This is a genomic window from Tolypothrix sp. PCC 7712 (assembly GCF_025860405.1).
Classification (GTDB): Bacteria; Cyanobacteriota; Cyanobacteriia; order Cyanobacteriales; family Nostocaceae; genus Aulosira; species Aulosira diplosiphon.
In genome coordinates, this window is record NZ_CP063785.1 from 8,905,421 (window position 1) to 8,924,130 (window position 18,710).

Genomic DNA, 18,710 nt, shown 5'->3' on the forward strand with positions numbered 1-18,710 from the left:
AGCATAAAGGGTAAAGGTTTTGCTACTTACCCTTTACCCTTCTTTATGTATTTTTGTTTAGCTATGAAAGCTTTGGTGCTGATGCCGTACTCTCGCCGTTAACGCATCCTACTACTTGAACTTCAAAATTAAATAGTAGTCTTAATAATATGCAACCAATTTAAATCAATAATCCCAATAATATAAGACTTTCTTAACTACGAATTAGGAATTACGAATTGCCAATTACTTGGTAGACCCTGATAACAACACCCTTGAAGTCGTTTATCTTCTACACTTTAACTAGAATAATTTCTCATTGGTTGCCATTTTGGCAATTTATTAAACAATACCAATTTAAGTAATGTTGAGACAGATAAATAATTTAGACGTTACACAGCATTGCTGTGCCTCTACCCATCTGTCAAACTCTTTTTCAAATTGGTATCAACATAAAAATAAGGGCATGGTTACCCATACCCTTATTGACAAAATTGTAATTAAACTGATTTTTACGTAAAGAGATATTAATACTTGCGTAAAATGGTAGAGAGAGAACTTTGTTTACGAAGATCCAATAAATCCGCCAAAGACTCTTTGCTTTTCTCCATACCGTATTTGGGTTCTGGTGGTAAAACTGTCGCCAGAGGTTTTGTTTGAGATTTCATGGAAGCAAGAGGCGCAAGTGATGGGGGTGGGACAAATACTTGCGGACTTCGAGAAGGTTGTGGCTTTACTTGAGGTAACTGGCTGGGTACAGAACGAGTGGGATAGCGTTTAATTTGCTTTTGCCCTTTTTGCCCCTTCGCTGGACGGTTGAGGACGCGTAAAATGATTAAGCAACCGCTAGCACAGCTAAAAGCGATCGCCATTATCAGCCATAAAGGTGTAGGATTGCTAGTCTCAGAGGGCGTATCGATGGCTGCTTCCGCTACAGTGGCTACTTCTTGATTGTTCTCTGGTTCTGCTTGTGGCTGATTGAAATAGCCAACAGAACCGAGATTATATAAGGCCAGCACAGCACTGGCAAAAAATGTTGCTGTTAACCCAATCAATAACAGCCAAGGATGGCGCACCAGGATCTGTATCAGAACTTTTGAATTACTGATGACGTTCGATTTACTCTTTGTCAGCTCTGGAGTGGCCCCAGTAGATTGGGTTACCTCTTGCTGTACACTCTGACTATTTTCCATAGATTACTTTCAGATTTGTACCCCTCTCGATCCAAGATCATACTGGAGGATTCAGGTATCAGTAGCACAATTTTACAACAAAGTAACTTTTGCGAGTTGCTGAGGGGAATAAATCTGATGATTTCTGAAAAAAACTCTACTTTGGTAGGATTAACTCTGTCTTTCGGTCACAGTATCTCTTTCTAAAGCTAGTTGAATTAATCTATCTACTAGTTCTGGGAAAGGAACACCACTATACCCCCATAATTGGGGATACATACTAGTTGCGGTAAAACCTGGCAAGGTATTGATTTCATTGATCAAAACTTCCCCTGTAGCTTCTACATAGAAAAAGTCTACTCTTGCCAAACCAGCAGCATCAACAGCAGCAAAAGCTTGTAAAGCCATGTCTTGAATTTGACGCGCGATCGCATCTGGTAATTGGGCGGGGATAAATAAATCTGCTAAACCTGCGGTATACTTTGTTTCGTAATCGTAAAAATCGCTCTTGTAGGTAATTTCCCCAATTACCGAGGCTTGGGGTTGATCGTTGCCTAAAACAGCACATTCTACTTCTCTAGCGACCACTCCAGCTTCGATAATAATCCGGCGATCATAACTAGCAGCATTATCTAACGCCGCTTCTAATTCTTGGCGCGATCGCACTTTCGCTATCCCCACCGATGAACCCAAATTTGCAGGTTTGACAAAACTAGGATAGCCAAGCTCAGACTCAATTTCGTCACATAGTTTCGGAAATACGCAAGGATTTGACCAAACTTGCGCTCTGGTTACGGCTTTGTACTTAACTTGGGGTAATCCAGCTTGAGAAAAAGCCACTTTCATACCAATTTTATCCATCCCCGTTGCCGAACCTAACACCCCAGAACCCACAAATGGGACTTGCATCAAGCTGAGTAACCCTTGAATTGTGCCATCCTCACCATTAGGCCCGTGCAGAATTGGAAACCAAACATCTACCGTTTGTGCTGCGGGTGGGAATTGCCAAAGATTCGGACTAGCCGCAGGATTTGGGATAGCAGCGCCAGAAGCTAAAACTTGCTGTGCTACTTCCGCAGCCTGCCAAAAACCATCTTTTTGGATATAAAAAGGCAGAATTTCGTACTTACTACTATTTTGCTCTGCACTTAAAGCATTAGCGATCGCCCTTGCGGAACTAATCGAAACTTCATGTTCCCCAGAACGTCCCCCAAACAGCAACCCTACCCGCAGCTTAGTCATATTCAGTACCTAATAACGCTTTATCTCGCAGATAGCGTATCACAGGTTTGTTGTTTGTCATTTGTTATTTGTCATTTGTCATTGGTCATTGGTCATTTGTCATTTGGTGTTTTTCCCCATTACTCATTACTCATTACTCATTACTCATTACTCATTCCCCAGTCCCCAGTCCCCATTGCCCCTTATCCCCAGAGGGGGCCCCGAGTTCCCCAATCCCCAGTCCCCAGTCCCAAAAATTATCCTGAAATCAATACACTACTCATTGTCTGTACTTTATCAAGTTTGTTAATATGCCTGGATGTCAGAAACACAACATCACCTGCACAAAAAACTCGGATGGTCTTTGGATGAGCGCGATCCAGGATTCATCAAATCAATCATGCCAATCATGGGATGGTTCTATGACCACTATTTTCGAGTTCAAACTAGTGGTTGGGAGCATATACCGCCCCAAGAACAAGTTTTATTTGTTGGTTCTCACAATGGGGGACTAGCTGCTCCAGATATGCTGATGATGATGTATGACTGGTTCCGCAAATTTGGTGTAGAGCAGCCAGTCTATGGTTTAATGCATCCCAAAGTTTGGGAAGTTACTCCGCCAATAGCACAACTGGTAGCTAAGTGTGGTGCAATTATGGCTCATCCTAAAATGGCCTATGCAGCTTTGCGCTCTGGAGCGAGTGTACTTGTATATCCTGGTGGCGCAGAAGATGTGTTTCGACCTTATGCTTTACGGAACCAAATTTATTTTGCGGGAAGACAAGGGTTTATCAAGGTAGCACTGCGGGAACGAGTACCGATTGTACCTGTGATTTCTGCGGGTGCTCATGAAACGCTGATTGTATTGACTGAATGTTATGACATTATCGCCCAACTTCACAAATTGGGAATGCCTTGGTTATTTGGTATTGATCCGGTAGTTTTTCCCATTTATTTAGGCTTACCTTGGGGTTTATCACTCGGCCCATTGCCTAATATTCCCTTTCCTCTGACTATTCATACAAGGGTTTGCCCACCGATTAAATTTGAGCATTATGGTAGAGAAGCGGCGTGCGATCGCCAGTATGTTAATCAATGTTATGAATTAGTTCGCAGTCAAATGCAGCATGAATTAGACCAATTAGTCAAGCTCAGTGCCCAGTCTTAAATTTAATTGAGGTTAGGGACTTCTAGAAAATCAATTATTTAATGTCTCAGTTGCTTAGATATGGGGCAACAAGCTTTTATTTATACTTTAGCTGTTCTAAATGATAGAATTAGATACTTTTTTTTGTCAAAATGATAAAAAGAAGTAATTAAAATTTTGACATACATAATTAGGGACAGTTCACATGGCAGGGATGACGCTCGATCAGCTACGCATCTTTCTCGCTGTGGCGGAGCATCTACACTTTACTCGTGCAGCGGAAGAGCTATATATTACTCAACCGGCTGTTAGTGCTGCAATTCAAAGCTTAGAGCAGGAATACCGAGTCAAGCTGTTCCATCGCATTGGCCGTCACATTGAGATTGCGGAGGCGGGTAAATTACTCCAAGAGGAGGCGCGAAAAATTCTCGATCAGGTGAGTTTGACAGAACGAGGATTACGGGAACTCAATAATCTCCAACGGGGAGAATTAAAATTGGGATCGAGTTTGACAATCGGTAACTATTGGCTTCCGAGTAAGATTAGCGAGTTTAAAAGCCAGTATCCAGGAATTTCCGTTAACTGTACCCTGGCGAATGCAGAGACGATTTGTGCCGGAACAGTCATGGGACAATTTGATTTGGGTTTGGTGGAAGGAGATGTGAAGCCAGAACTGCAAACAACAATGGACTATGAAATTATCGGGAGCGATCGCTTACAAATTGTGGTCGGCCAAACGCACCCTTGGTTTGAACGTGGCGAAATTGTACTGACAGAACTGACTCAAACTCCTTGGGTGATGCGGGAACCAGGTTCAGGAACACAGCAGAGATTTGAGGAAGCTTTACAAAACTGGGGAATAAACCTTAGCCAACTTGATGTCATGTTAGTTTTTAATAGCGGCGAGATGGCAAAAGCCGCAGTAGAAAGCGGTGTTGGTGCTACAGGAATTTCTGAGTTAATGGTAAAAAAAGAAATCCAACTGGGGACTTTACGTGCCATCCAAGTTATCGATAATAGAAATAGCTCTAGCGTCAATGCAGAGATTATTCGACCTTTCTTTAAACTCAAACATCGACAGCGTTTCCAAACAGCTCTCTCGAAAGCCTTTGAAGAAATGCTAATAACATCACATTTGCATAATTCATCACGTAGTTCATCAATATTGGCGCTGGAAAGGCAAGTCTCTTAGCTGGCTCCCCTGTTTTACTTGGTGTTATTTGATATACGAGAATAGACAATATAGTTATTAAGCATAAAACCCTTGAGAGCTTATATTAAGAGGGTTTTGTGTATATTCTCGTATATCAATTAAGTGTAAAAAATTTAAATTTACACAATAAATAAATAAAATTGTCAATCAATAAGGTTCAGTTAATAAATTTCTGGATGCCGTAAGAATACAGGTAACAAACAACTAGGGATAGTGCGGAGGAAAAAACCAGCTAATCCCAACAGTATTGCATCATAAATTACATTTTTTCTGCTAATACATCGACGAAATCGTTAGCTAGCAAGATTAGAATATTTTCCGCAAGTATTGAGAATACCTGATGAGTTACATATATATAATCTGATTTTTATCACTTACCTTTCGGTAGATTATAGATAACTACAAAAGTAGTATATTTGAGAAGGATTGTCAGAAAACTTGCCAGCAATCCTCATGCTAAATCAGTAAATTTAAAATAGTTAATGGTAAAACTTCAGGAGTCAAGGGTTACGGGTTAAAAGTCCTCATTGAAAAATCTTGGACTAGTTGGCATTGCACCTTTATAGTCACTGCAACGAGGAGGTAAGGGAAAATTCTATGAGCTTAAATTCAAATTAATTTTTAGTTAACTTGTTTTGAGGTTCCTTATATACCATGACATCCCCTAATTCACCTACTGATTTTGAAGAAAGCCTTCCCGAATCATCATTTGAGCCACCACCAAAACAAAGGCGGTGGCTTCAGTTATTGTTAGCTGCACTATTATTACTAGGTGGTGGTGCTATAGTTTGGCGTTTATTAACACCGCAACAACAAACAGCACAGAACGCTCAACCTCCTGGCGTAAGAGTCAAGATAGCCCCCGTACAAACAGGCACAATTCAAGAAAGTTCAGATTTTATTGCCAACCTAGAGTCCCGGCGTTCAGTTAGCTTACAACCGAGAATCCAAGGACAAGTTACTCAGATATTTGTGCGATCGGGAGATCGGGTAGCTGAAGGTACGCCAATTATCCAGGTAGATCCCAGACAGCAACAAGCAGCAGTTAGCGGGTTAAATGCAGGTGCCCAAGGAGCGAGAGCACAATTACAAAATGCTTTGGCTACACTGAAATCCTTACAAGCCGATCGCCTATCGAACGTTGCTGATGTCCAATTAAACCAGCAAGATTACAACAGGTATGTCACCCTGGCTGCGGAAGGCGCTGTCTCCCGACAAGTCAGAGATCAGTACGCCAATCGCCTAGCGACATCTAAAGCCCAACTCAACGCCATAGATTCCAAAATCCAAGCACAGCAAGCTACTATATCCCAGGCAGAAAAAGCTTTGCAGCAAGCTGAGGCTAATACTAAGCAACAAGTAGTTGAGCTGCAATACTACAAAATTACTGCACCATTCGCAGGCACCGTTGGTAATATTCCCGTGAAAGTGGGAGATTTCGTGAATAATTCCACGCAATTAGCTACTATCACCCAAAATCAACCTCTAGAAGTCAATGTTTCCATCCCACTAGAGCGAGGGGCACAATTACGTCAAGGATTACCTGTGGAAGTCATGGATGCTCAAGGACAACCCATAGGTAAAAGCAAAATATTCTTTATTTCTCCCAGCGTGGGTAATGGCACACAAGCCATACAAGTTAAAGCCCTATTGAACAACTCGCAAGGTAAATTGCGAGCCGATCAATTAGTCAGAGCAAAAGTGATTTGGAATCAAAAGCCAGGAGTCTTGATTCCCACAACAGCAGTATCTCGTGTAGCTGGAGAAACCTTTGCTTATGTAGCGCAAACAGAAAACGATCCCCAAGGTAAACCGCAATTAATTGCGCGGCAAAAGCGGATCAAGCTAGGCAACATTCAAGGTAATAATTACCAAGTTCTCGAAGGATTGCAGCCAGAAGAACAAATTATCGTCTCTGGTTTGCTGAATTTGAGAGATGGCGTGCCTGTGATTGCAGAGTAGGGATGGGGGATGAGGGACTGGGTACTGGGGACTAGGGACTAGGAAGCAGACAGGGCATATAGATGATAAATGCCCCATGCCCCATGCCCCATGCCCAATACCCAATACCCCATTACCCATTACCCATTACCCATTACCCATTCCCCATTTCATGTTTGTCGATTTTTTTATCAGGCGACCTGTATTTACTAGTGTCTGCTCTATCATCATCCTTTTGGTAGGCGCAATCAGCATTCCCACGCTACCTACAGCACAGTATCCAGAAATTAGTCCGACTCAAATTACTGTGACTGCAAACTATGTTGGTGCTAGTGCAGAAGTTGTGGAAAATACCGTAACGACGGTATTAGAACGTCAAATTAATGGCGTTGAAGGCTTGAAGTACATGACTTCGAGCAGTAGTAACAATGGCAATAGTACGATTACAGTCACATTCGACCCATCCAGAAACAAAGATATTGCCGCAGTTGATGTGCAAAATCGCGTTTCGCTGGCGGAACCATTTTTACCAGAAGTGGTGCAGCAAACTGGAGTGACTGTCACCAAACAATCGAACAATATTCTGTTAGCGATCGGGTTGTACTCTGATAACCAAGAGTTCGACAATGTCTTTTTAAGTAATTACGCTGACTTGTATATTGTCGATGCCGTCAAAAGAATCAATGGTGTGGGCGAGGCACAGATTTTTGGGGAACGACGTTACGCAATGCGGTTGTGGCTTGACCCCAACCGCCTGGCTAGTCGCAACCTCACCGCCCAGGATGTGATTGATGCCCTCAATGAACAAAACGTGCAGGTGGGTGCAGGACAAATTGGTCAGCAGCCCACATTGCCCGATCAAATGTATCAAGTAGATTTGCAAGCTATCGGTAGATTAACGGATGTCACGGAATTTGACGATATCGTGATCAAGACTGCTACAGATGGGACGCTGATCAAACTTAAAGATGTGGGTCGGGCGGAATTGGGAGCAGAAAATTACAATTCTTTTCTGCGATTTAGAGGTAACGAAGGTGTAGGTATAGGGATATTTGCCACCCCTGGCAGTAATGCCCTAGATGTGGCTCATGCCGTCAAAACAGAAATTGTCCGACTGGCACAAAGCTTTCCCCCAGGGATGAAATATCAAGTAGCTTTTGATACAACATCATTTGTGGAAGCTTCCTTGGCAGAGGTGGTTAAGACGCTGATAGAAGCGATCGCGCTTGTGGTCTTGGTAATTTTCCTGTTCTTACAAGACTGGCGCACTACCTTGATTCCGGTGATTGTGATTCCTCTGACTTTGGTAGGGACATTTGCCTTTATCAAAGCCTTTGGATTTTCTATCAACACCCTGACCATGTTTGGTTTAACCCTCGCCACAGGTTTGGTGGTGGATGACGCAATTATCGTGGTAGAGAATATCTCTCGGTTAATCGAGGATGAGGGGATGTCACCTCGTCAGGCTGCGTCTGAATCCATGAGGGAGCTATTTGGGGCAGTAATTGCCACTTCTTTAGTACTCATGGCTGTATTTGTCCCCGTTGCCTTTTTCCCAGGCTCCACAGGACAGATATATAAACAATTTGCGCTGACGATCGCCTTTTCAATGGCGATTTCTACCTTTTTAGCCTTAACTCTGACTCCTGCACTTTCGGCTTTGTTGCTGCGTCGCGGACAAAGACCCCGTGGCTGGTTAGGTTGGATTTTTGAGCGGATTAACCGCTTGATTGATTGGATGCGCCGCGGCTATGAGCGATCGCTATTTCGGTTGAATAAGTTAAAAGCGATCGTCGTTCTGTTATTTGTTATTTCCTTGGGTTTGACAGCTTGGCTTTACACCCGCGTACCCACAGCATTTATCCCCGACGATGACCAAGGCTATTTCATCACCATCATTCAAGGGCCAGAAGGCGTTTCCCTGAACTACACAAGTAAAGTGATGGCTCAGGTAGAAAAAGAAATTCTCAAATTACCAGAAGTTACAGGTACGTTTGCGATCGGTGGTTTTGGTTTTAGCGGGAACTCTGCTAATAGTGGGGCGATTTTCACTACCCTTAAACCTTGGGAAGAACGTCACGAACCAGGACAGTCAGCAGAAGCAATCATTGGTAAGTTAGCAGGAGTTTTATCCGCCATTCCAGAAGCCCGAATCTTCCCTGTGAATCCCCCATCTATTCAAGGTTTAGGCAGTTTTGGGGGCTTCCAATTCCAGCTACAAGATAGAGCCGGGAACAGTGGTTTAAATACTCTGTTGGAAGTCATGGGTCAGTTACTTCAACGTGGTAATCAGACACCAGGATTACAAGCCGTATTTAGCACATTTAACGCGAATACGCCGCAAATGCTGATTGAAGTCAACCGCAACAAAGCTAAAGCTTTGCAAGTTCCCGTAGACGAGGTTTTTAATACCTTGCAAAGTTACTTGGGTTCGCGGTATGTCAATGACTTTAATTTGCTCCAACGAACTTATCGAGTCTATGTGCAAGCAGACGCGCAATTTCGCTCCAATCCTGAAGATATTGGCAAGTTGTATGTTCGCTCTGACAACAATCAGATGATTGCTTTGAGTAATTTAGTGAAGCTCACTTCTACTACTGGCGCGCAAACAATCAACCACTATAACTTGTTCCGTTCAATTGAAATTAACGGTTCAGCCGCCCCCGGTTATAGTTCTGGACAAGCAACCACAGCAATGGAACAACTAGCAAAGCAGGTTCTACCAGCGAGTATGGGCTACGAATGGTCAGGAATCGCGGCTGAAGAACAAGAATCTGGCGGTCAAGCACCGATCATCTTTATCTTGGGCTTGGTGTTTGTCTTCTTAGTATTGGCTGCTCAATACGAGAACTACGTTGATCCGTTGATTATTATGCTGGCAGTACCCCTAGCTATTTTAGGCGCACTGTTAGCACAGTCAATGCGTGGTCTACCCAACGATGTATTCTGCCAAGTTGGGTTAGTGATGCTGATTGGTTTAGCCAGTAAAAACGCGATTTTGATTGTAGAATTTGCCAACCAGCTACGAGAACAGGGTCTTTCGCTCACTAAAGCAGCTATTCAAGCATCACAAGAACGCTTACGACCAATTTTGATGACTTCCTTATCCTTTATTTTAGGGATTTGGCCGTTAGTCAACCCTGTAGGCGCAGGTGCAGCCAGCCGAAAATCACTCGGTACTGCGGTAGCTGGTGGAATGATTGTTTCTACTCTGTTGAGTTTGTTCGTGGTGCCAATTTTATACATCGTCATTGGCAAAATTCGCGATCGCTTCCGTCGCCATCCTGAGCACCCACAATTGCCAGACTCTACCCAGGATGACAAAGTAACTTACACAAGTCACCACTGAGGCTAAACAAGGGGAGCAGGGGGAGAAAGAGTTTCTCAATGTCATACCAATTCGCCAATAAAACCTAGATTTTGCCCAATACTACTCGGGTGAGCATTTTGAACTCAAAATAGCTTTTGGGAAAAAGGTTAAGGGTGAAGGGTTGTTTCTTTCCCTTTTCCCATTCCCCTTTTTCCCCTTAACCGAAAAGTAGCGATGAAGCCCGGTGGATTACAGGGCAAAATATTCGCGTCAATGGCGGAATTGCATAAGTAGGTAGGCGTTGAAATTTATCGTTAAGGCAAGGCAAGAGGCAAGAGGCAAAAGGCAAAAGGGAAGAGACTTTAAGGGATTTTACATTTTGTAACATACCTCGGTTTTTTCAAGCCGACTTACTTAATCTAACAATTATTTACTTAGCTAATGAGAAAAGAAAAAATCATTTTGCCTGAGACTCTTAACAAATAACTAATGCCAAACGCCAAACAGCAAACACCCAATATAATGTCTATGGCAGCTAACCAAATAGGTGATTGAATATGAGCTAAAAAACGTTGTATGAAAACGTTGACAACGCTTATGTATATCAGTTAATTCACTGACTTTTGGCTTCTGTTTTACCCACGAAATCTCATTCCGCAACATCCTACAATTATGGATTTATCCAACTTTACTACACTTCAAAACTTAGAAGCTGCCTTCGGTGGCGAATCGATGGCAAATAGAAAGTATCTGTTTTTTGCTGATGTGGCGCATAAACTTGGGTTTACAGACATAGCGAAACTTTTTAAAGAAACAGCACATCAAGAAACAGAACACGCTTTTGCACATTTTGTTTTGCTACATCCAGAACTAGTTGTTCAAGATCCGGCGGCTTTAACTGACGAACAAAAGCGAGAAATTATCTCTCGTTGTTTATCTTTAGCAATTGAAGGCGAAACCTATGAATACACTACAATGTATCCAGAATTCGCCTCCGCTGCTCAACGCGATCGCGACAATCCTGCAGCCGAAGAATTTCTGAAACAAGCAAAAGAATCTAGCGAACACGCTACCACATTTCGTGAAGCCGCTCATCGTTTTGGTTTGCTGAAATTCATCGAAAATTACCACGCAGATCGCTACGCTGAAGCTTTAGAAGTATTAAATGGTGGACAAGCCGCAACCAGAGTTGCAGGTGAAGATCCAAAAACTCGGAAATGGATTTGCAGACAATGCAGCATGATTTACGATCCTGTTGCTGGCGATCCTGATTCCGGAATTGCTCCTGGTACAGCTTTTGAAGATATCCCTGATGATTGGCGTTGTCCAATTTGTGGCGCAACCAAAAAGACCTTTAAACCACTTGAGGAAAAACTCGCTGCCTAAAATTGTAAGATAGCAGTTATCTTGGCGATACCAAACTTCGTAGGGCACAACAATGTTGTGCCCTTATTGCTATTAATAACAAGCAAGGTGCTGATACACAATATATGGTTATCAATCAAAGCCAGTTACAATCAATATTAGCTCAACATAGTATTAAATCAGATACTCTAGAATTACTCTGGAAGGTTGACTCACAGCAAATATATGGCTTGACAGTTGCTGGTGCTGAAGCGATAAAGTATTGGCAACAACTTCGTCAGCTTGTGGATGAGACAGAACATTATCCTTTATTGCTAGGAAATCGAGATGAAGTTGAATCTCATCTAGAAACACTTAAATTCAACAACCAAGATTCCTCAATCTATCAATCCTTAACTGTTACTGAAATCATCACCCAAGCAGATGCTTTTAATGTAGATGAATGGCTGAATAATAAAGCGCAACAGCAAAGAGAAGAAAGAGCAACTTTATGGGCAGATGATAGTAACACTATAGAAATGCAGAATACTTTAGATCCACTTACCCAAATAGAAATTGGTGAATGGGACGATCTAATTTCTGAACAGCCACAAAGATATACAATTCCCTATAATATTTTGACTCGTCTACCACATCCAAATATAGTATTAGCAATGATTCCCACTAAATTGAGTTGGCAAGTTCCAGCTTTTCTGAAATTTGGTAATTGGAATGATTGCCCTCTACCAACAATACACGTGGGACTGATGAGATACTGGCAGCAGAAATATGGTGCAGAAGTCGTTGGGATTACCCATGATGTAGTAGAAATGTGCGTTAATCATCCTCCTCAAAATCGCGAAGATGCATTCCACCTAGCTCAAGAACAGTATATGTATTGTGCTGATATTGTAGACCAAAGCGTAGAAACGCTAAATAATTTAGCAGCTATGTTACTTAACAGAAAAGTTTGGTATTTCTGGTGGGATTAAGCCAGTAGTAAAACAAAGTGCGATCGCAGCCAGAATATCGGTTGAAAAAATCTCAGCTAACTGATGCCGTACTCTCGCTGCCAATACATCCTACGTGAACTGCAAAAATCAAATATGAGTTCTATAGAGGAATCCGATTTGATTTTTGAAAAAATCTAAGTATGTGTAGGGTGCGTTATCACGAAGTGTAACGCACCGTATTCTGGACTTTGGTGCGTTGCGCTGCGCGACAACACACCCTACGTGTATTTCAGAAATCAAATATGAGTTCTATAGAGTCTCTCTATTTATTTAAGTATACAGATATCTTTTTTTACAAAAATTATTGATTTTATTAATGTAAATTACCAGTGCAGGAAGCGATATCAGCCTAAACAAGGCGTTATCGGGCGGTATATCTACAAAAATGCGCGCTAAAGTATATAATCTCCTTATTGTATAAAATAAATTCCAAATACCACAATACTGAAAATAATGAGCAACTGGAAAACCAAACTCCTGACTAGTGGTTCTTTGTGCCTATTTTTGTTGTCTGCAACACTTCCAGTATTAGCTAAACCAGCCACGCAAAAAAAACCTGCGCCCACATCCTCTTCCAACTACGAACAAGCTAGAAAGCAACTACCTGAAGATTTTTATGCTCTTTATCGAGTGATAGATAGAATTGCACGTGCCAATGAATTGGATAATCGACCTTGGCGAGTTGTGACTATTGCTAAATATGATGTGAATGCATTTGCAACGGATGTCAATCTCATTGCTATCTATGATGGTATTCTTGACCAATTAGCTGGTGATTCTTCAGCATTAGCTTGTGTAGTTGCTCACGAAATGGGTCACCATGCTAAACGTCACATTGCAGTTGGTGTAGCTCAAAAAAATGAGTTAATTGCCAAAATAGAAGAAGAAGCCAAAAGAGAAGTTTTAGGAGAACAAAAAGCAGCAAATGAAGAGTCCACAGCGGCTGTTGTGGGTGGTGCTGTAGTGAATCGTGTAGTAGGAGGAACGGTTGGTGGCCTCTTAGGTTCGGTATTGGGTAATCAAGGCGTGCAACGCCAAGCAGATTCACAAAAACGCATTAATGAAATTATTGAAAGAAAGAAAAAAGAACTAGAAGAACGTATAGCTGAACAAGACAGACAACAAGAATTTGAAGCGGATGAAATTGGCTATATAGCTTCTGCAAAAGCTGGCTTTGATCCAGAAGGATGTCTGCGAGTTATGCAAGTTCTATCTCAAATTCCTGGTTCTGAAGCTGATTCTGGGCATCCAGCAGTACCTAAAAGAATTGAGGCTATTAAAGCTTTAATGATTAAATATCCACCTCAAACTTTAGCCAAAGAAGGTGAAGCTAGAATCTCTAAAACTAAGCCTTTAACTTATAACCTTTCTAAAGATAAAGCTTCTTTAAGAATTAACTCTATTCGTGGTGGTTCTCAAGCAGATGATATAGACCATAGATTTGGTAAATAGCAGGGATGAGGGGGGATGAGTGGGGATGAGTGGGATGGGAGATGAGGGGGATGAGGGAGAAATAATCAATGCCCCATGCCCTATGCCCCATGCCCCATCCCCAATTTAATATTGACTACCAGATTTCCGATGTTGAATAGCAGTGAAGCCATCATTTTCTAACACTTCTCCGCTATTAACTACGGCATAAATTAAATATCTGTCGCCGCATTCCAGTTGATTTTGGACTGTACATTCTAAATAAGCTAAAGCTTCATTCAAAATTAAGCAGCCATTTTCAGCAGTTTGAGTAGGAATATTTGCAAAGGGATTTTCGCCTAAACTGCTATTACGAGAAAAATAGCGCCGGACATTTCTACCTTCTTTAAGGATGTTCAGCACAAATTTGTCACCAGGATGACGCATTAAATCAGCATTTTGCTCTTGGGCGATCGCAATCATAATTCCTGGTGGGTTAAAAGTTGCCTGGGATACCCAAGAAGTTAAGATACCTTTGTGATTTTCTCCATCGTGAGTGGTGACGACGCACAAAGAACCGATAATTCTGCCTACTGCTTGTTCGGTGCGGTCCACTTGTGCTTCTGTGGCTACGAGGCGAGAAGCCCGCAGTTTCTTAGTTTTCTTCAAGTTTTGGGCAAAGGTTGCACCTGCATCTTGACACTGCTGTAATACATAGGGAGTTGGACTGAAGCGGACGCGAATTGTCTCAAACCCTAAACCATAATTGGCATCTTTGAGCTTACTTTCGATTAAATCAATCGCCTCGCCACTCCAACCGTAGGAACCAAACACCCCAGCTAACTTAGTTTTCGCACCTGAAGCTAGGACTATCCCTAAAGCAGTTTGAATTTGCGTCGGTGCGTGACCGCCTAAAGTCGGCGAACCAATAATTAAGCCGTCGCAAGCTTCAACAACGCGGGTAATTTCCGCCGCATCTGCGAGTTCACAGTTGATGGATTCGACATTAATCCCATTTTCAATTAAACCTTGAGCGATCGCCTGAGCTAAAATCGCTGTATTCCCATAAGCAGAGGCGTAAAGTAAGGCAACGCTTAACTCCTGAGACTTTTGACCTTGACACCATTGCCGATAATCATAGGTAAAACGGCTGAGGCTGTAACGCACAACCGGGCCATGTGCAGGTGCGTAAGATTTGGCGCTGAAAATTGCCAGTTTATCTAAAGCAGCTTCTACTTGTTTAGCTTGGGGAGCATGAAGACAATCAAAATAGTAACGACGTTCTGCATCTAAAGCTTTCCAATCTTCATCAAATAAGGCATCCTCACAAATATGAGCGCCAAAAAACTTGTCAGTGTAGAGAATTTTGGTTGCAGCATCGTAAGTACAAAGCCCATCAACCCAGTGTGGAGTAGGAACACTAATAAATGAGAGAAGATGTCCCTGACCTAAATCGAGAGTATCTTCTGAGCGCACAGCTTGAATCCGGGATTCCCATTCCGGAAAAGCGGTTTTGAGCGCATTCGCAGCTGCACGAGAGCAAATTAATGTAACTTGCGGCGCTAGGGATAGTAAAACCTTTAAAGTGGCTCGGCGGTTAGGATTGACATGACCCAGAACAATGTAATCAAGGGTGGTCAAATCTAATTGTTGTGCTAGTTGTGCTAAAAAAATCTCCGTAAAAGACTCACCGGGAGGGTCAATTAAAACCTTTTTATCAGCTTGAATCAAATAAGAATTTGCCGTAGTTCCCTTTTGGCGAGAATACTCAACTTCAAATTTGAGACGTTCCCAAGTACGCGATCGCAATATCAGCGTATTGGTACCAATTTCAGCTAACTGAACATCTCGAGAACGGTTGGGGGTTAGGGTTGCGGTTGACATAGTTGGGATTGGGGATTGGGGAACTCGGGGCCCCCTCTGGGGATAAGGGGTAATGGGGATTAGGGATTGGGCATTGGGCATGGGGCATGGGGCATTGGGTAATTGGTGTTGAGTATTTCTCCCTCATCTACCTCATCACCCTCATCCCCCTCTGCTTGCTATCGTCCGTTACTGTTTGCTAATTCTGTTTTATGGAGGCGTTGATAGCGTTTAGATACTTCTTGTTCTGGATCTATGCCTTCAAATGTTGGGGGTAGCCAAACTCGTAAGAAAAGTAGTACTCCCAAAACGAGTAAGAATGCACAAGTGGCTAAAACTTGGCTGGAACTAATTTCTAGTACGCCTTTGACAATCACTTCTCTTAACGCTGAGACAATGGAAACTTCGACGGCTACACCAATCGAAATGCGTTGTTCTTGGAGGTAAATTATGAGGAGCCGAAATAACTCAACTAAGATCAGTAAAAACAGAATATCGGCTGTGACTACATGGAAATCTAATGGAGGGAGCAAGGAGAAAAACATATCTCTCACTTGAATCACCATGAAACTAAATAAACCCATGCACAAGGAAATCACAATCATGTCTTGGATAAATTCCAAGGTTCGCAGAATGCGCCCCCGATTGATTTCATAAGCGGGGATTGAGTTCTTTTCAACAGGCTGATACATATTGGGGGGATTGGGGATTGGGGACAAGATAAATTGAAGAAGGCAGAGGGCAGATGGCAGAAGAGAATTCTGCCTTCTTCCATATAAAAAGTCGAGCATTTATAAGTTTGAGTCGAATTTTTACATCTTTGTCTGCTTTTTTCTCGTGAAAAGTCGAGCATTTATAAGTTTGGGTCGAATTTTTACAGCTTTGTCTGCTTTTTTTCTCGTGAAAAGTCGAGCATTTATAAGTTTGAGTCGAATTTTTACAGCTTTGTCTGCTTTTTTCTCGTAAAAAATGGTGTCTTCACAAGTTTTGTGGCATTTTTTGCCATAAACTTCTGCAAAAATTTGCGAATAGGGAACAGGGAAAAATAAATCATGCCCTATGCCCCATGCCCCATGCCCAAATTTAGTAATGATTGCCAATTTTGCGGTGGTGGACGGCGGTGAGGGCGTTGACTTTGGCAACTCGTCCGGTTTGGACTGTGCTGTAAATAATCCAATGATCGCCACAATCTATGCGGCTGGTGATTTCGCATTCCATGTAGGCTAAGGCTTCGGCTAAAATGGGGGAGCCATTGTTGGCTGGATAGGTTTTGATTCCGGCAAAGCGATCGCCACCAGGGGGGAAGCGCTTGAGGAAATGTTTCATTAAGCCTTGGTAATTGCCTTCTTCTAAAACATTAAGAACAAAGCGATCGCCTACGTGCATTAATGATTCAATAGCGCGGTCTTTGGAGACTGCGATCGCTACTCCTAAAGGATTTAAGCTGGCTTGAGTTACCCAAGAAGCGAACATTGCGCTTTGAACTTCTCCTTTTTTGGCAGTAATAATGTAGAGTCCGTTGCTAATTCTGCCTAAGGCTTTTTCTAAATTGGTGTTGATGGATTTGATTTGTTTGATAGTGCGATCGCGGGTTAACCATTGACCCATATCTGTACCCGCTTCATCACACAATTGTTCTAGGGAAGCAGTGGGACTTTCTTTAACTAAAATTGGGGGGAAGGCTTCTGTTAATCCTAATTCCTGAAATTTGTTGCGTAGGGGATAAACTGGTTCATCTTCGCCACCACCAGATTCTAATAAACCAATGCTTTGTTTATTATGAGCCGCCGCTAAAATTGTGCTAATTGCCGCTTGAGCATTAACTGCATTTTGGGCAGGCATACTAATAATTAACCCAGCAGCTTGTCCTACTAATTCCCGGACTTCTTGTGGTTCGGCGCTGTTGATATCAACTAATTCTACTGCTACACCTGTTCTTGTACAGCCATGCGCGATGGTTCTTACTAAATGTTCGCTATAGCCGTAATCTTCGGCATAAAATAGCGCCACTAATTTCTCAGTTTTTGCTTGTTCTAAGCTCCAGTTTTGATACCGTCCCAGCCATTCGGGAATATAGTTTTTCAGTAAAGGCCCGTGTCCGGTAGCAACTGTACCAATCTCTAAATTTTCAATCCGCTTTAAAGCTGCTAATACAGAGCGGGCATTCGGCCCCATTAAACAATCATAGTAATATTTAAAATCATCTTCGATCACATTAAAATTCTCATCATAGGTGTGATCGTCGCAGTAGTGCATTCCAAATACATCGCAGGTGTAGAGAATGCCTGTTTTATGGTCGTAAGTCAAAATTGTGTCAGGCCAATGTAAGTTAGGCGCAGAGATAAATTCTAATTCGTGCCCATCTCCTAATGCTAAACGCTGTCCACTCTTCACCTGGATAGATTTAAATGGCTGGTGAATCATGTTTTCCAGAAATTGAATTGCCACCTTCGCTGCCACAATGGTGATATTGGGAGCTAATTGTAAGATGTCTTTAACTAAAGCACTATGATCGGGTTCGGTGTGGCTGACAATTAAGTAATCTATTTTTGTGGGGTCAATGATTCCTGTTAGCAATTCTAGATATAATTGCTCAAATTTGCGATGGGAAGTATCAACCAAAGCAATTTTTTCATCCTGAATTAAAAAAGAATTATAGGTTGTTCCATTACGTAAGCCAAATTCAATATCAAAGCGTTCTCTATCCCAGTCCAGACAACGAATAGCGGTTGTTTGTGGTGCAATTTCTACAGTTTCAATTGTCAATAGTCCGGGAGAAGCAAGCGTTTGTGGGGCTTTTGTAAGTAAGTTCATGTGATTTATCTAAAAATATTTTCTTTAGTTAATGTGCTTATTTCTATAATTGCTACAAAATAGTGAATTAGTAAAATGTTTATTTCTAAAGTAAGCCATCAGAAACATTTATTGTTGATGAGCGTGTAATTACCATTGATTAATATCAATGTTTATCATCAAGGCTTTAAATAATAAATTTAAGAGATGGAAGTGACAAATATTTTTAGATTTCATTTACTTGATTTAGATACCCGACTTCTTCAAGAAGTCGGGTATCTAGGCACTACAGTTTGATTCATCA

13 protein-coding genes are annotated in these 18,710 nt (G+C 42.0%); 7 read left to right on the forward strand and 6 right to left on the reverse strand.

Features of this window, described 5'->3' with window-relative positions; all coding sequences use genetic code 11:
* Window positions 1-506: 506 nt before the first annotated feature.
* Together HGR01_RS36295 and HGR01_RS36300 are read right to left on the reverse strand one after the other, a co-directional pair.
* On the reverse strand, window positions 507-1,172 hold the full coding sequence (locus HGR01_RS36295; protein ID WP_045867656.1) for a hypothetical protein: 666 nt from the start codon (window positions 1,170-1,172) through the stop codon (window positions 507-509).
* Window positions 1,173-1,322: 150 nt separating this feature from the next.
* Window positions 1,323-2,393 carry a D-alanine--D-alanine ligase family protein gene (locus HGR01_RS36300; protein ID WP_045867657.1) on the reverse strand — a complete coding sequence of 357 codons (1,071 nt, stop codon included), beginning with the start codon at window positions 2,391-2,393 and terminating at the stop codon, window positions 1,323-1,325.
* A 298-nt stretch (window positions 2,394-2,691) separates the two neighbouring features.
* Between HGR01_RS36300 and HGR01_RS36305 the strand changes: the two genes are divergently transcribed.
* The 7 genes from HGR01_RS36305 to HGR01_RS36340 all read left to right on the forward strand — a co-directional run bounded on the left by HGR01_RS36305 (window position 2,692) and on the right by HGR01_RS36340 (window position 13,792).
* Window positions 2,692-3,540 (forward strand): lysophospholipid acyltransferase family protein, encoded by an 849-nt coding sequence (locus tag HGR01_RS36305; protein WP_045867658.1) that lies wholly within the window; start codon window positions 2,692-2,694, stop codon window positions 3,538-3,540.
* A gap of 184 nt (window positions 3,541-3,724) precedes the next feature.
* Complete coding sequence (locus HGR01_RS36310) at window positions 3,725-4,711, forward strand: LysR substrate-binding domain-containing protein (RefSeq protein WP_045867659.1); 987 nt, start codon at window positions 3,725-3,727, stop codon at window positions 4,709-4,711.
* A 675-nt stretch (window positions 4,712-5,386) separates the two neighbouring features.
* The gene (locus tag HGR01_RS36315) at window positions 5,387-6,694 is read left to right on the forward strand and encodes an efflux RND transporter periplasmic adaptor subunit (RefSeq protein WP_045867660.1); all 1,308 of its coding nucleotides are present in this window, start codon (window positions 5,387-5,389) and stop codon (window positions 6,692-6,694) included.
* A gap of 151 nt (window positions 6,695-6,845) precedes the next feature.
* Window positions 6,846-10,022 (forward strand): efflux RND transporter permease subunit, encoded by a 3,177-nt coding sequence (locus tag HGR01_RS36320; protein WP_045868793.1) that lies wholly within the window; start codon window positions 6,846-6,848, stop codon window positions 10,020-10,022.
* Between the two features lie 633 nt (window positions 10,023-10,655).
* Window positions 10,656-11,369, forward strand: coding sequence for a rubredoxin (gene rd / locus HGR01_RS41870; RefSeq protein WP_045867661.1), 714 nt, complete (start codon window positions 10,656-10,658; stop codon window positions 11,367-11,369).
* Window positions 11,370-11,473: 104 nt separating this feature from the next.
* Entirely contained in the window at window positions 11,474-12,319 is an 846-nt protein-coding gene (locus HGR01_RS36335; RefSeq protein ID WP_052335032.1) for a DUF4253 domain-containing protein, read from the forward strand.
* A gap of 474 nt (window positions 12,320-12,793) precedes the next feature.
* Window positions 12,794-13,792, forward strand: a complete 999-nt coding sequence (locus HGR01_RS36340; protein ID WP_045867662.1) for a M48 family metallopeptidase — start codon at window positions 12,794-12,796, stop codon at window positions 13,790-13,792.
* A gap of 105 nt (window positions 13,793-13,897) precedes the next feature.
* On the opposite strand, the gene HGR01_RS36345 is transcribed toward HGR01_RS36340, so the two are convergent.
* The 4 genes from HGR01_RS36345 to HGR01_RS36360 form a co-directional block, all read right to left on the reverse strand.
* Window positions 13,898-15,634 (reverse strand): diflavin flavoprotein, encoded by a 1,737-nt coding sequence (locus tag HGR01_RS36345; RefSeq protein ID WP_096622198.1) that lies wholly within the window; start codon window positions 15,632-15,634, stop codon window positions 13,898-13,900.
* Between the two features lie 158 nt (window positions 15,635-15,792).
* Window positions 15,793-16,305 carry a phosphate-starvation-inducible PsiE family protein gene (locus HGR01_RS36350; RefSeq protein ID WP_045867663.1) on the reverse strand — a complete coding sequence of 171 codons (513 nt, stop codon included), beginning with the start codon at window positions 16,303-16,305 and terminating at the stop codon, window positions 15,793-15,795.
* Between the two features lie 120 nt (window positions 16,306-16,425).
* Complete coding sequence (locus HGR01_RS36355) at window positions 16,426-16,713, reverse strand: hypothetical protein (RefSeq protein WP_045867664.1); 288 nt, start codon at window positions 16,711-16,713, stop codon at window positions 16,426-16,428.
* Entirely contained in the window at window positions 16,697-18,427 is a 1,731-nt protein-coding gene (locus HGR01_RS36360; protein ID WP_045867665.1) for a diflavin flavoprotein, read from the reverse strand. The genes HGR01_RS36355 and HGR01_RS36360 overlap by 17 nt, the downstream gene beginning before the upstream one ends.
* Window positions 18,428-18,710: the final 283 nt, after the last annotated feature.

What these genes read in the sequence shown, in the direction of transcription:
- HGR01_RS36335 (WP_052335032.1), top strand. Translation starts at nt 11,474, where the DNA reads ATGGTTATCAATCAAAGCCAGTTACAATCAATATTAGCTCAACATAGT.
- HGR01_RS36345 (WP_096622198.1), bottom strand. Translation starts at nt 15,634, where the DNA reads ATGTCAACCGCAACCCTAACCCCCAACCGTTCTCGAGATGTTCAGTTA.
- HGR01_RS36310 (WP_045867659.1), top strand. Translation starts at nt 3,725, where the DNA reads ATGGCAGGGATGACGCTCGATCAGCTACGCATCTTTCTCGCTGTGGCG.
- HGR01_RS36300 (WP_045867657.1), bottom strand. Translation starts at nt 2,393, where the DNA reads ATGACTAAGCTGCGGGTAGGGTTGCTGTTTGGGGGACGTTCTGGGGAA.
- HGR01_RS36320 (WP_045868793.1), top strand. Translation starts at nt 6,846, where the DNA reads ATGTTTGTCGATTTTTTTATCAGGCGACCTGTATTTACTAGTGTCTGC.
- HGR01_RS36295 (WP_045867656.1), bottom strand. Translation starts at nt 1,172, where the DNA reads ATGGAAAATAGTCAGAGTGTACAGCAAGAGGTAACCCAATCTACTGGG.
- HGR01_RS36305 (WP_045867658.1), top strand. Translation starts at nt 2,692, where the DNA reads ATGTCAGAAACACAACATCACCTGCACAAAAAACTCGGATGGTCTTTG.
- HGR01_RS36350 (WP_045867663.1), bottom strand. Translation starts at nt 16,305, where the DNA reads ATGTATCAGCCTGTTGAAAAGAACTCAATCCCCGCTTATGAAATCAAT.
- HGR01_RS36360 (WP_045867665.1), bottom strand. Translation starts at nt 18,427, where the DNA reads ATGAACTTACTTACAAAAGCCCCACAAACGCTTGCTTCTCCCGGACTA.
- HGR01_RS36315 (WP_045867660.1), top strand. Translation starts at nt 5,387, where the DNA reads ATGACATCCCCTAATTCACCTACTGATTTTGAAGAAAGCCTTCCCGAA.
- rd (WP_045867661.1), top strand. Translation starts at nt 10,656, where the DNA reads ATGGATTTATCCAACTTTACTACACTTCAAAACTTAGAAGCTGCCTTC.
- HGR01_RS36340 (WP_045867662.1), top strand. Translation starts at nt 12,794, where the DNA reads ATGAGCAACTGGAAAACCAAACTCCTGACTAGTGGTTCTTTGTGCCTA.